We start from the raw sequence: 13,177 nt of genomic DNA on the forward strand, positions 1-13,177 counted from the left end.
ATGAGAGGCTCCGACACGATCCTGCTCTTCCATCACTCATCCGCGGTCGGCGCGCAGGCTCCGCGCCCGGCGCTCGCCCGGCGCCTTGCCGTCGGGCTGTTCGCGGCCGGAATGGCTTTCTCCTCCACACCGTCATGGTCGGGATCCTGCGGACTGTGCGCCCGGCAGGTGGTCATCAACCCGTCGCTCGCAGAGTGTCTGCTGGGCAACTACGAGGTCCTGGCGACGGGCGGCGACGGCGGCGCGATCGCCGTCGACCTGACGGATTGCGAGCAGTCGCGCGGCATCGTGGAAGCGCTGCCCTCAGCAGCCGCCAGCCCGCCGGAGCCCGACCTGCGCTTCCTCGTCTCGCGCGGGCAACTCGACTGCCTGAAGCGCACCCTCGAGCGGCCGGGCGCGGTCGTCGATCCCGTCACCACGATCGACCTGAGCGCCTGCGAATGAGCGACGCCGGCGGCCAGAAGGGCGTGAGACCGTCTCGGCTGACGAAGACCGCCGTGGCTTTGCCGGATGTCGCCAACCACGACCTCAAGGAAGAAGACAATCCCTTCACACACCGCGACTGGCGCATGCTGGGCTATGCCTGGAGCGGATTCGCGCTGCGCGTCCTGCTGGTGCTCGCCACCGTCTTTTCTGGCTACCAGTACCTGCAGGCGCGCGAGGAGAAGCGCATCGAGCGGACCCTCGAACTGGTCGAACTGTGGGAACGGCCGGAGTACCAGGCCGCGCAACGGGCACTGAAACGCCGCCTGGGCGACCTCAACCAGCGCTACCGTTCCGACCTCGGAGAAAATCCCTCGCCGACGGAACTCGCGATCTTTCATGACCGCGTCGGCGTGGAGGCGATGCAGGAGACCGGCGGCACGATGCCGCTCGCCGACTTCCGCGATGAGTTCGACCGGATCGTCTATTTCCTGAACCGGCTGTCCTTCTGTGTGGAGGGAGGTCTCTGCTCGCGCTCCGTCGCAGATGCCTATTTCCGCGATTTCGCGCGCTCGTTCTGGGACTATTTCTCCGGCTTCGTCCGGCAGGAGCGGCGTCGCGGCTCTCCAAACTTCGCCAGGCCGATCGAGGACTACCTCGCCGCTTCCGGCTGATCCCCCGCCGCTCCGCCGACATTGCGGGCGGAACGGCGGCAGATTCAATCGGCCATTCGCCTCAGTTCTTGCTCGCTATGCCGTTCACCCACTGGAAGTAGGGGATGTTCAGGCGCAGCGCGACGTTCTCCGTGCTCGTCTCGGCGATATTGATGCCGATGATGTGCCGCTCCTTGGTGTCGCCGTTGAACTCGTAGACAGCCGAGCCGCTCGATCCCGGATAGGTGTCGCACAGATAGGTGAAGTTGTTGATCGAGGCCGTGCCGGGGTCGATATCGCAGTTGGTGGCCCACATGGTGCTTACCGGCTTGTCGCCGGGGTAGCCGACGATGTTGGCGCGCAGCGCGTAGACCGGATCGTAGGCCGAATAGCCCATCCAGCCGACCGCCTCGCCGGCCGGCGCGTCGAGGATCAGGATACCTAGGTCCCACGGCACGACCGAGCCGTAGAAGCCCTTGTAGTTCGAGATGTAGCCTTCGAGGATGTGGGCATCTGTGAAGCCGTACTTGCCGTAGGGCGCGTTGCCCTGTCCGTTAAGGCCCGGATAGAACTCGTAATCGGCGAGCCAGCCGCCGGCGTCGTGATTGTAGAGGCAGTGGGCGGCGGTGATCACCGTCCTCTTTCCGATCAGCGTGCCCGAGCAGATGCTCCATTCGCCGTCCTTGGTCATCGACCAGATCTGGCCGATGGTGTTGAACGGATAGGCCTTGGTCTGCGTGACCTGCACGCGGTCGTCCTCGCCGAACACCTGGCGGGACTCTTCTGCGAAGGCCGGGTCTTCCGTCGTGCCAGGCTTCTCGGCGGCGGGCGCCGAGGTGCCGGACATGGCGCCTTCAATGGCCTTCTTGAGTTCATCGCTCGGCGCCGTCGTCGCATCGCTGGAACGCGAGCGCGTGGTGAACGCACGCTCCATCTCCGCGCCGTCCGGGAAGGAAAGGTCGCGCGAGGCTTCGCTGTCGTCCAGCTTTGGAGCGAGGTCGACGATCGACCGGCTCGCGAGGTCCGGCATCTCGATCGAGGCGCGCGACGCCTCTCCCGAACCGGGGTTGCCCGATGCGCTTTGCGCATGGGCAAGCGTTGCGGGAATGCCGGTCGCCGAGACTGTCAGCGCCAGCATCGTCATATTGAAAAATTTCATGAAAACAGTTCTCCCAAGCCCTTCGAAGCGAACACTACTCGCAATAGTGTCCGTATCGTGATCCCCGAAAAGCGCAGCGATGGCAAGCGCCTGCGAACAGAGTTTCTGAAACCCGCGAAGCATCGGGCGCCGCATTTATTCCTCAAAGGTCCCGACAAATCGCTTTCGTTCGGCCGCACCCCTGTCTTAGATGTTCGGCATCGGATGCCCAGGGTGGGGTCTGTCATGGCAACGAAGTCTCAGGAGGTAACTTTGATTCGATCACGCAAACTCAATGGGGTCGCCTTTGCTGCGGCACTGGCGGTAAGTGCTTGCGCAATAAATAATGTAGCCATCGCGCAGGATTCTTCCGTTGCGGCAGCTGCAAAGCCGGAGAGCTCGCCCATGAGCCGCGTCGCCGCTGCCAGGAAGGCGGCGCGCGAAAGCGGCGAGGACAGCCGCGTCATCGGCGGAACCCCGGCCGAGGAAGGTGCCTGGCCGTTCCAGGTCGCGCTGCTGATCAGCGACTATCTCGACGACAACCCCGCCACGCAGCTCGACGCCCAGTTCTGCGGCGGCAGCCTGATTTCACCCGAATGGGTGCTGACGGCAGCCCATTGCCTCTTCGAGTACGGAGAAGTGGTGGATCCGCGCGGCGTCACGGTGCTGGTGGGGGCCACGCATCTCGCGGACGGCGAGCGCATCCAGGCCGCGGAGATCATTCCGCATGAAAGCTACGATCCGGCGGGCTTCGACAATGACCTCGGTCTGATCCGGCTTTCCAGGTCCGCCAGCCAGGCTCCGATCAAGCTGACCCCTTCCGACGTGCCGAGGGGCAACGCGATGGTCACCGGATGGGGCAAGATGGCCGATGGCGGCTTTCCGGAAAACCTGATGCAGGCCGACGTCGAACTGGTGGCGAATGACGCCTGCAACTCTGGCATCAAGAACATCTATGCCCGTGATCTCGAATCGCTGCTGCGCAATTTCAGTCAGCGTATGCGCGTGAGCGAGGAAGGAATCCAGAACGCCAAGGCGTTCATCGTCCAGAACATGTCCGATCCGCTCACCGGCAACATGATCTGCGCCGGCGTCGCCAGCGGCGCGCGCGACGCCTGCAACGGCGACAGCGGCGGTCCGCTGTTCATGAACGGCGATGGCGGACAGGTGCAAGTCGGCATCGTGAGCTGGGGCGAAGGGCCGCTCGATTCAAACATCGCTTGTGGCCACGAGAACGCTTACGGCGTCTATACCCGCGTCGCGAACTATCGCGACTGGATCGGGTCCAAGACCGGCGTGAAGTAGCACTGCGCTTCGCGATCAACGAAAAACCCGGATCGGCGTCGCCGATCCGGGTTTTTTCTCGTTTCCAGCCGCGTCGGAAGCTCAGGCGACCTGTCGGGCCAGCGCGCACTGCGACCATAGATCGGAGAGGGCGCCGACCAGATGGTCGATGTCGGCATCGGTATGCAGCGGCGAGGGGGTGATCCTCAGCCGCTCGGTCTTGCGCGGAACCGTCGGATAATTGATCGGCTGGACGTAGATGCCGTAATTGTCGAGCAGAAGGTCCGACAGCCATTTGCACTTGGCCGCGTCGCCCACCATCACCGGCACGATGTGGCTGGGGTTCGGCATGGTGGGGATGCCGATTGCGTCGAGCCGCGCCCGAACCCTGCGCACCCGATCCTGGTGGCGGGCCCGCTCGAAGGGGCTCTGCTTGAGATGCTGGATCGAGGCCAGCGCGCCGGCCGCCACGTGCGGGGGCAGGGCGGTCGTGAAGATGAAGCCCGAGGCGAAAGAGCGGATGAAGTCGCACATGGCCGCCGAGCCGGTGATGTAGCCGCCGACCACGCCGAATGCCTTGCCAAGCGTGCCCTCGATCAGCGTGACGCGGTCCATCAGGCCTTCGCGCTCGGCGATGCCGCCGCCGCGCGGGCCATAGAGGCCGACCGCATGCACCTCGTCGAGATAGCTCATGGCGCCGTGCTTTTCGCAGACGTCCAGGATGTCGGCGATCGGCGCGATATCTCCGTCCATCGAGTAGACGCTCTCGAAGGCGACGATCTTGGCCCGCTCCGGACCGTATTCCGACAGGATCCGGTCGAGGTCCTCGACATCGTTGTGCTTCCAGATGCGGCGCTCAGCCTTGGAGTGGCGGATGCCCTCGATCATGGAGGCGTGGTTGCCGGCGTCCGACAGGATGACGCAATCGGGAATGTTGGAGCCGAGCGTGGAGAGGGCGGCCCAGTTGGAGACGTAGCCCGATGTGAAGAGCAACGCCGCCTGCTTGCCATGCAGATCGGCGAGTTCGCGCTCCAGCATGACGTGGTAATGGTTGGTGCCCGAGATGTTGCGCGTGCCGCCGGCACCGGCGCCGCATTTGTCCAGCGCCTCGTGCATGGCCGCGATCACCTTGGGGTTCTGGCCCATGCCGAGATAATCGTTCGAGCACCACACGGTGACCTCGCGCGTCTCGCCGCCAACATGGCGCGTTGCCCGCGGGAACGAACCCGCGCGACGCTCGAGATCTGCGAACACCCGATAGCGGCCCTCCTTGTGGAGGTCGTTGAGCTTCGTGGCGAAGAAGGCTTCGAAGTTCATGCGTCTCTGTTCTCCTTGGAACTCTTCTAACCTCGATCACCGCTTTTGTCTCCCCAGTCCGGCGCGTCAAATCGCACCACTTGCGGGGAAGGACAGGTTCGGCACGAGGCACGTTCCATCAACGGGTAACAAGTCCCCTCGACGGTTACCTTGATTTCGCTCAATCTTCTGTTGAGTTGGTCACACGGTCCAACGGGCGAGAGTCGCAATCTGCTCGCACCAGGCTGCGGGACCGTGCCGGTCCGCCTATATCCATGTAACCACGCGGTGGCTCGGCGGATGGACCATCCGCACATGGGTGATGGCCCGGTCCGCGATCCAGGTCGTGCGTTCGGCCACGAAGACCGCCTCGCCAGGGTCGAGACGAAGCGCCTGCGCTTCCTCTGGATCGGCGCGCGCGGCGCCAAAGGAGTACTGCGCGCGCGAGAACGGGGCGTTGGCGACCAGCCATTCGTTGGGGCTCGCCGTTCCGAAATCCTCCGAGCCGGCGGCGGGTACGGCGGCGAGATTGATCCAGCGATCCTCGTACTGGTAGGGCCGGCCGTCTGCGAGATGGAGGCAGCGGACATGGAGCGTGCGCGCGCCGGCGTCGAGCCCGAGACGCTCTCGCAGCCATCCGGGCGCGTTCTCCTTGTCGCGGTGCAACAGGCGATATTCGTAAGCTGATCCTGACGCTTCGATCTCGGCCCGCACCACGGGGATGGCAAAGCGCGCCTCGCGCACGGGATGCAGCGCAACGCGCGTGCCGGACTTGCGCTTGCGCTCGATCAGCCCCGATCGCGCGAGTTCCTGCAGCGCGCGGTTGACGGTCGCGCGCGCCGCGCCGAATTCCGCCGCCAGCGCCTCCTCGCCGGGCATCGTCTCGCCGGGTTCCCAGACCCGCCGCGAGATGCGGCGTTCCAGTTCAGTCCTGATGTCGCGGAAGGAGTTGCGCCGCATGGGCTTCAGATCCGCGAAAGCACGCCGCGGATGCAGGTCGCGTAGCGCGCGGCGACAGCCTCGCGCGCGACGTGGCGGCCCCCGCGCACCGCGTGCCGTCCGGCCGACCACACGTCGGTGACGCACCGGTTCGAGCCGGCGAAGATCCAGCCGTCGAGCACCCGGTCGCCGGACAGCCCGAAGAGCCCGTCGCATTCGAGATCGAGGGCGACGAGGTCGGCCCACCTTCCGGTCTCGATCGCCCCGCAGTCCCGCCCAAGCGCCTGCGCTCCGCCGGAAAGCGCCCGTTCGTACAGGTTGCGGCCAGCCGACTGGTTTGCGCCGGCCAGCACCACCCGGGCGCGGTCGTGCAGGCGCTGCGAATATTCGAACTGGCGCAGTTCGCCCGCGACCGAGATGCGGATGTTGGAATCGGAGCCGATGCCAAACCGGCCGCCGCTTTCGAGGAACCGCGCTCCGTCGAAAATGCCGTCGCCGAGATTGCCTTCGGTGACCGGGCATAGCCCGGCGATTGCGCCCGTGCCGGCGAGTCTTTCGGTCTCCTGCGGCGTCATGTGCGTGCAGTGGATGAGGCACCAGCGTTCGTCCACGCCGAAATTGTCGAGGAGCCACGCCATCGGCCGCGCACCAAACACCGCCAGCGTCTCCTCGATCTCCTTCTCCTGCTCCGCAATGTGCATGTGGAAGGGGCCGGCGGACCGGGCCGCGAGGTGCCTGAGATCGTCCGCCCCCACCGCGCGCAGCGAATGCGGCGCGGTGCCGAGGGTGGTATCTCCGGGCAGCGGCGCGAGCGCTTCGTCGGCCCGTTCGTGTAGCTGGAGAAAGCGATCGAGATCATTGCCGAAACGCAATTGCCCTCCGGCAAGCGGACGTCCGTCGACGCCGCCCTGGGCGTAGTGGACCGGCAGCAGCGTCAGCCCGATGCCCGTCTCCGCGGCTGCAGCCGCGATGCGCATGGAAAGCTCGCCGAGATCTTCGTAGGGCGTGCCGCCGGGCTGGTGGTGCAGGTAGTGGAACTCCGCGATCGCGCCGAAACCGGCCTCCTGCATCTCCATGAAAGAGAAGGCGGCGATCGCCTCGATCTCGTCCGGGGTCAGCACGTCGAGGAAGCGGTACATGATCTCGCGCCAGGTCCAGAAACTGTCGCGCCCCGATGGCCCGCGCGCCTCCGACAGCCCGGCCATGGCGCGCTGGAAGGTGTGGCTGTGCAGGTTGGAGATGGCCGGCAGCAGCACGGCAACGCGCACGTCGGAGGGCGCCGCCGCGGCACCCCTCTGGACGCCGCTCATGCGGCCGTCCGCGCCGATTTCCGCCCGCACGTCCTTCGCCCAGCCGGAGGGAAGCAGCGCGGTGGCAGCGTGGATCGCACCCGCTCCGGTCTTCATCCTCGGGAACTGCCTCCGGTTTTCCTGAAGTGAACCGCCCTCGTTCATCGTCTCTCCCGGGTTCTCTTGACTTATTATGTCTATACATAATAGCCTCCTTTGTGGATTTGAAAACAGCCATTTCGCGGAAGGCCCCGTGCGCAGGATTCTCACCGACCTGACCATCGCGACGATGGAGCCCGGCTGGCCCGCCTACGGGCTCGTGGAGCGCGGCGTCGTCGGCGTGGAGGATGGCATCATCGCCTGGGTCTCCGGTGATGGCGCGGTCCCCGCCGGCTGGCGCGACGTCGAGGCGGAAAAATTCGGTGGTCGCCTGATGACCCCGGCGCTGGTCGACTGCCACACCCACATCGTTTTCGGCGGAAACCGCGCGCGCGAGTTCGAGATGCGCCTCGAAGGCGCCACCTACGAGGAGATCGCGCGCGCCGGTGGCGGCATCGTGTCGACCGTGGCCGCCACGCGGGCATTGTCGGAGGACGACCTCGTCGAAGCCGCGCTCCCCCGCCTCGACCGGCTGATCGGCGAAGGCGTCGGCACGATCGAGATCAAGTCCGGCTACGGGCTGACCATCGAGGACGAGCTGAAGATGCTGCACGCCGCGCGCCGGCTCGGCGAACTCCGCCAGGTGCGGGTCAGGACGAGCTACCTCGCCGCGCACGCGCTGCCGCCGGAGTACAACGGCCGCGCCGACGCCTATCTCGACGAGGTGGTGCTGCCCGGCATGGAGGCCGCGAAGGCCGAGGACCTCGTGGACGCCGTCGACGGCTTCTGCGAGACCATCGCCTTCACGCCCTATGAGATGCGCCGCGTCTTCGACAAGGCGCGCGCGCTCGGCCTGCCGGTGAAGTTGCATGCCGAGCAGTTGTCCGACCTCGGCGGCGCAAAGCTCGCCGCCTCCTTCGGCGCGCTATCGGCGGACCATCTGGAATATCTTGGTGAGGACGGTGTCGCAGCGCTGGCAGAGGCCGGATCGGTGGCGGTGCTCTTGCCTGGCGCTTTCTACTTCCTCCGCGAGAAGCGGTCACCGCCGGTGGCGCAGCTCAGGGCCGCGAACGTGCCGATCGCGCTGGCGACGGATTGCAATCCCGGCTCCTCGCCGATGACCTCGCTGCTGCTGGCCATGAACATGGGCTGCACCTTCTTCCGCCTGACGCCGGAGGAGGCGCTGGCCGGCGTCACCCGCAACGCCGCCCGCGCGCTCGGCCTCGCCGACGAGATCGGCACGATCGAACCGGGAAAGCGCGCCGAATTCGCCATCTGGGACGTCGATCACCCGGCCGAACTCGCCTACCGCATCGGCGACAACCCGCTGCACCGCCGCCTCCTTCTCCCTGTTCACGAGGGTCCGAAGGACGGGCGAGACACGTGGCTCGCCCGGGTGCCCGAAGGGCGGATGAGGGGCAGCGCGACCTTCCCGGACGATGAAACGACGACGTCATGATCACCCTCCACCCCGGTTCCGTCCCGCTCTCGACCCTCGAACGCCTTTACCGCTCCGGCGAACCTGCGCGGCTGGACGATGCCTTTCGCCCCGGCATCGCGGCAGCCGCCGCGCGCATCGGCGAGATCGCGGGCGGCCGGGAAGCCGTCTACGGCATCAATACCGGCTTCGGGAAACTGGCGAGCGTGCGCATCGCGCCGGACGATCTCGCCACGCTGCAGCGCAACCTGATCCTGTCGCATTGCTGCGGCGTCGGGCAGCCGCTCACTGCCGACATCGTGCGGCTGATCATGGCGCTCAAGCTCGTCTCCCTCGGCCGCGGCGCTTCGGGCGTGAAACCGGCGACCGTCGAACTGATCGAGGCGATGCTGGAGCGCGGCGTAGTGCCGGTGATCCCCGAAAAAGGCTCGGTCGGCGCCTCGGGCGATCTCGCGCCGCTGGCGCACATGGCCGCCGCGATGATCGGCGAGGGCGAGGCAGTCTTCGGCGGCGAACGGATGCAGGCCCGGGACGCACTGGCGAAGGCAGGGCTGGAGCCGATCGTGCTCACCGCCAAGGAAGGGCTCGCACTGATCAACGGCACCCAGGTGTCGACCGCGCTTGCGCTGGCCGGGCTCTTCCGCGCTCACCGCGCGGCCAATTCGGCCCTGATCACCGGCGCGCTGTCGACCGACGCGGCCATGGGCTCGTCCGCTCCTTTCGTGGAGGAGATCCACACGCTGCGCGGCCATGCCGGCCAGATCGAGACGGCCGCTGCGTTGCGCGCGCTGATGGCAGGCTCGGAGATCCGCGAGAGCCATCGCGATGGCGACGAACGTGTGCAGGACCCCTACTGCATCCGCTGTCAGCCGCAGGTCGACGGCGCCTGCCTCGACCTGCTGCGCATGGCGGCCCGCACGCTTGAGATCGAAGCCAACGCCGTCACCGACAACCCCCTCGTCCTGTCCAGCGGCGACGTGGTCTCGGGCGGCAATTTTCACGCCGAGCCCGTCGCCTTCGCCGCCGACCAGATCGCGATCGCGGTTTGCGAGATCGGCGCGATCGCGCAGCGGCGCGTGGCGCTGCTGGTCGACCCCAAGCTCTCCTACGGCCTGCCGCCTTTCCTGGCGAAGAATGCCGGACTGAACTCGGGCCTGATGATCGCCGAGGTGACCTCGGCCGCGCTGATGAGCGAAAACAAGCAGATGGCGTTCCCGGCCTCGGTCGATTCCACGCCGACGTCCGCCGACCAGGAGGACCACGTCTCCATGGCCTGCCACGGAGCGCGGCGGCTCCTTCAGATGACCGATAACCTCTTCGGCATCGTCGGCATCGAGGCGGTGACGGCCGCGCAGGGCATCGATTTCCGCGCACCCCTGAAGACGGGAACGCAATTGCTCAAGGCGCACGCCGCCATCCGCGCCGTCGTGCCGACGCTGGAGGTCGACCGCTACATGGCGCCCGACCTCGAGGCGGCGGCGGAACTGGTTCGCAATGGTAGGCTGAATGCCAGCGTGGGCGAGGGACTGCTGCCAAGGCTGCAAGGATGAGACACCCATGACCCCCGTCGAAACCACCCGCGGCACCTCGCCCGTCATCCTCGGCCTGCCGCACACCGGCACCCACGTCCCGCCTGACATCCGGGAACGTCTCAACGACGAAGGCAAAAAACTCCGCGACACGGACTGGCACATCCACGCGCTCTATGACGGCCTTCTCCCCGCGGCCACGACGGTGCGCGCCACCTTCCACCGCTACGTCATCGATGCCAACCGCGACCCGTCCGGCGAGAGCCTCTATCCCGGCCAGACCACCACCGGCCTCATCCCCCGCATCGACTTCGACAATCAGCCGATCTGGCGCGAGGGCATGGGGCCCGACGGCGCGGAGACGGCGCGGCGGGTGCGGGAGTTCCACGCGCCCTATCACGCCGCACTCGCCGCCGAGATCGCGCGGGTGAAGGCACAGCACGGCATCGCCGTTCTCTATGACTGCCACTCCATTCGCCCGGTGATCCCCTACCTGTTCGAGGGCGTGCTTCCGGACTTCAACGTCGGCACCGACAACGGCCGAACCTGCGATCCGCGCATCGAGCAGGCGACCTTCGACATCTGTGACCGCGCCGAGGGCTATACCGCGATCCTCAACGGACGCTTCCGCGGCGGCTGGACCACGCGTCACTACGGCCGGCCGGAAGAGGGCGTTCACGCCATCCAGATGGAGCTGACGCAGTCGACCCATCTCGCCGACAGCACCGAGACCTTCGCCTACGACCCGGCGAGGGCGGAGCGGCTGCGGCCCCATCTCGCCGAAATCCTGAATTCCATCGAGGCCATCGCCTATCAGATCGCCGGAGCCCGTCCATGACCAATCCCCGCCACAACATCCGCGAGGTTCGCGCGCCCCGCGGCACGGAGCTGAACGCGAAGAGCTGGCTGACCGAGGCGCCGCTCAGGATGCTCATGAACAATCTCGACCCCGACGTGGCGGAAAACCCGAACGAGCTCGTCGTCTATGGCGGCATCGGCCGCGCCGCACGCACCTGGAACGACTTCGATTCCATCTTGGCGACGCTCAAGACGCTGAACGAAGACGAGACGCTGCTCGTCCAGTCCGGCAAGCCGGTCGGCGTGTTCCGTACCCATGCGGACGCGCCCCGCGTGCTGATCGCCAATTCCAACCTCGTTCCGCACTGGGCCGACTGGGACCACTTCAACGAGCTCGATAAGAAGGGACTCATGATGTACGGCCAGATGACGGCCGGCTCGTGGATCTACATCGGCACGCAGGGAATCGTGCAGGGCACCTACGAGACCTTCGTGGAAGCCGGGCGGCAGCACTACGGCGGTGACCTCAAAGGTAAGTGGATATTGACCGCTGGCCTCGGCGGCATGGGCGGCGCGCAGCCGCTGGCGGCCGTCATGGCCGGCGCCTCGTGCCTTGCCATCGAATGCGACGAGACCCGCATCGATTTCCGCTTGCGCACCCGCTATCTGGACGAGAAGGCCACCTCAGTCGACCAGGCGCTCGAAATGATCGAACGCTGGACCAAGGCCGGCGAGGCAAAATCGGTAGGCCTGCTGGGAAACGCCGCCGAGATCGTTCCGGAACTCTACCGCCGTGGCATCCGCCCCGACATGGTGACCGACCAGACCTCGGCGCACGATCCGCTCAACGGCTACCTGCCGAAAGGCTGGACCATCGGCGAATGGAAGGCCAGGCGCGAGAGCGATCCCAAGGCGGTGGAGAAGGCGGCGCGCCATTCCATGCGCGAGCATGTCGAGGCTATGGTCGCTTTCTGGAATGCCGGCGTGCCGACGCTCGACTACGGCAACAACATCCGCCAGGTGGCGAAGGACGAGGGTTTCGAGAATGCCTTCGCCTTTCCAGGGTTCGTGCCTGCTTACATAAGACCGCTTTTCTGTCGCGGCGTGGGGCCGTTCCGCTGGGCCGCCCTCTCGGGCGATCCGGAAGACATCTACAGGACCGACGCCAAGGTGAAGGAGCTCTTGCCCGACAACGAACATCTCCACCGCTGGCTCGACATGGCGCGCGAGCGCATCGCCTTCCAGGGGCTGCCCGCGCGCATCTGCTGGGTCGGTCTCGGCGACCGCCACCGGCTCGGCCTCGCCTTCAACGAGATGGTCGCCAGCGGCGAACTGAAGGCGCCGGTCGTCATCGGCCGCGACCATCTCGATTCCGGCTCCGTCGCCTCGCCGAACCGCGAGACCGAGGCGATGAAGGACGGGTCCGACGCCGTCTCCGACTGGCCGCTGCTCAACGCACTGCTCAACTGCGCCTCGGGCGCCACCTGGGTCTCGCTGCACCACGGCGGCGGTGTCGGCATGGGGTTCTCGCAGCACGCCGGAATGGTCATCGTCGCCGACGGCACCCCGGAAGCCGCCCACCGGCTGGAGCGCGTGCTGTGGAACGACCCGGCCACGGGCGTCATGCGCCACGCCGACGCCGGCTACGACGACGCGCTCGATTGCGCCCGCGAGAAAGGCCTGCGCCTGCCGGGCATTCTGGGCAACTGACGGAGCGGCGGAGAGGGGGACAGTTTACTTTTTACCCGGAGCGAGCGCCGCTCGCTCCGGGTAAAAAGTAAACTGTCCCCGCCCTCCCTGGTTAGCCCGCCCCGCGCCGCTGACGCTTTCGGCTGCATCGTCATGGTGTTAGGTCTTTCCCCATCGACGCGATTCCGCAGCGGCATCGCGCAGGGATGGAGAAGGACCACATGACGAAAAGCCCCGACGAACTCGGCATCGAACTGCGCAGAAAAATGTTCGGCGCGGCCGGCGCCGAACAGCAGATCGAGAAGGCCAGCGATTTCACGCAACCGATGCAGGACATCGTCACACGCATCTGCTTCGGCGAGGTGTGGCAGCGGCCGGGGCTGGGCACGCGCGAGCGCTCGATGATCACGCTGGCCATGCTCGCCGCGCTCGGCAAGGAGCCGGAACTCAAGGTCCATGTGCGAGGCGCGATCGCCAACGGCGTGACCAAGGAGGAGATCCGCGAGATCCTCGTCCACTCCTTCCTCTATTGCGGCATCCCCGCGATGGTCGGCGGCCTGCGCGCCGCCGAATCCGTCCTCGGCGACCTGGGCGTGGAGTAG

At 66.5% G+C, this 13,177-nt stretch carries 12 protein-coding genes; 8 read left to right on the plus strand and 4 right to left on the minus strand.

The window, feature by feature from the left end; translation table 11 throughout:
- The gene (locus tag ABGN05_RS20245) at nucleotides 1-444 is read left to right on the plus strand and encodes a hypothetical protein (protein ID WP_367955838.1); all 444 of its coding nucleotides are present in this window, start codon (nucleotides 1-3) and stop codon (nucleotides 442-444) included.
- Nucleotides 441-1,097 (plus strand): DUF4760 domain-containing protein, encoded by a 657-nt coding sequence (locus ABGN05_RS20250; RefSeq protein WP_367955839.1) that lies wholly within the window; start codon nucleotides 441-443, stop codon nucleotides 1,095-1,097. Before ABGN05_RS20245 ends, ABGN05_RS20250 begins: the two co-directional genes overlap by 4 nt.
- A 61-nt stretch (nucleotides 1,098-1,158) precedes the next feature.
- Here the strand turns inward: ABGN05_RS20250 and ABGN05_RS20255 are convergent, their stop codons facing one another.
- Complete coding sequence (locus tag ABGN05_RS20255) at nucleotides 1,159-2,235, minus strand: trypsin-like serine peptidase (protein ID WP_367955840.1); 1,077 nt, start codon at nucleotides 2,233-2,235, stop codon at nucleotides 1,159-1,161.
- A gap of 57 nt (nucleotides 2,236-2,292) precedes the next feature.
- On the opposite strand from ABGN05_RS20255, the gene ABGN05_RS20260 reads away from it, so the two are divergent.
- On the plus strand, nucleotides 2,293-3,519 hold the full coding sequence (locus ABGN05_RS20260) for a S1 family serine peptidase (protein ID WP_367955841.1): 1,227 nt from the start codon (nucleotides 2,293-2,295) through the stop codon (nucleotides 3,517-3,519).
- Between the two features lie 81 nt (nucleotides 3,520-3,600).
- On the opposite strand, the gene hemA is transcribed toward ABGN05_RS20260, so the two are convergent.
- The 3 genes from hemA to ABGN05_RS20275 form a co-directional block, all read right to left on the minus strand.
- Nucleotides 3,601-4,815, minus strand: coding sequence for a 5-aminolevulinate synthase (gene hemA, locus ABGN05_RS20265; RefSeq protein ID WP_367955842.1), 1,215 nt, complete (start codon nucleotides 4,813-4,815; stop codon nucleotides 3,601-3,603).
- A gap of 246 nt (nucleotides 4,816-5,061) precedes the next feature.
- Complete coding sequence (gene hutC / locus ABGN05_RS20270) at nucleotides 5,062-5,754, minus strand: histidine utilization transcriptional repressor HutC (RefSeq protein ID WP_367955843.1); 693 nt, start codon at nucleotides 5,752-5,754, stop codon at nucleotides 5,062-5,064.
- A gap of 5 nt (nucleotides 5,755-5,759) precedes the next feature.
- Nucleotides 5,760-7,139, minus strand: a complete 1,380-nt coding sequence (locus ABGN05_RS20275) for a formimidoylglutamate deiminase (RefSeq protein ID WP_367955844.1) — start codon at nucleotides 7,137-7,139, stop codon at nucleotides 5,760-5,762.
- A 172-nt stretch (nucleotides 7,140-7,311) separates the two neighbouring features.
- Here ABGN05_RS20275 and hutI point away from each other — a divergent pair, with 172 nt between their 5' ends.
- From hutI to ABGN05_RS20300, 5 genes are all read left to right on the plus strand, one after another.
- Entirely contained in the window at nucleotides 7,312-8,580 is a 1,269-nt protein-coding gene (gene hutI / locus ABGN05_RS20280) for an imidazolonepropionase (RefSeq protein ID WP_373695962.1), read from the plus strand.
- Nucleotides 8,577-10,109, plus strand: coding sequence for a histidine ammonia-lyase (gene hutH, locus ABGN05_RS20285; RefSeq protein WP_367955846.1), 1,533 nt, complete (start codon nucleotides 8,577-8,579; stop codon nucleotides 10,107-10,109). The genes hutI and hutH overlap by 4 nt, the downstream gene beginning before the upstream one ends.
- A gap of 7 nt (nucleotides 10,110-10,116) precedes the next feature.
- Nucleotides 10,117-10,926, plus strand: a complete 810-nt coding sequence (hutG, locus tag ABGN05_RS20290) for an N-formylglutamate deformylase (RefSeq protein WP_367955847.1) — start codon at nucleotides 10,117-10,119, stop codon at nucleotides 10,924-10,926.
- Nucleotides 10,923-12,596, plus strand: a complete 1,674-nt coding sequence (gene hutU / locus ABGN05_RS20295; protein ID WP_367955848.1) for a urocanate hydratase — start codon at nucleotides 10,923-10,925, stop codon at nucleotides 12,594-12,596. Before hutG ends, hutU begins: the two co-directional genes overlap by 4 nt.
- A gap of 200 nt (nucleotides 12,597-12,796) precedes the next feature.
- Nucleotides 12,797-13,177, plus strand: a complete 381-nt coding sequence (locus tag ABGN05_RS20300) for a carboxymuconolactone decarboxylase family protein (protein WP_367955849.1) — start codon at nucleotides 12,797-12,799, stop codon at nucleotides 13,175-13,177.

This window comes from Aquibium pacificum (assembly GCF_040839445.1).
Classification (GTDB): Bacteria; Pseudomonadota; Alphaproteobacteria; order Rhizobiales; family Rhizobiaceae; genus Aquibium; species Aquibium pacificus.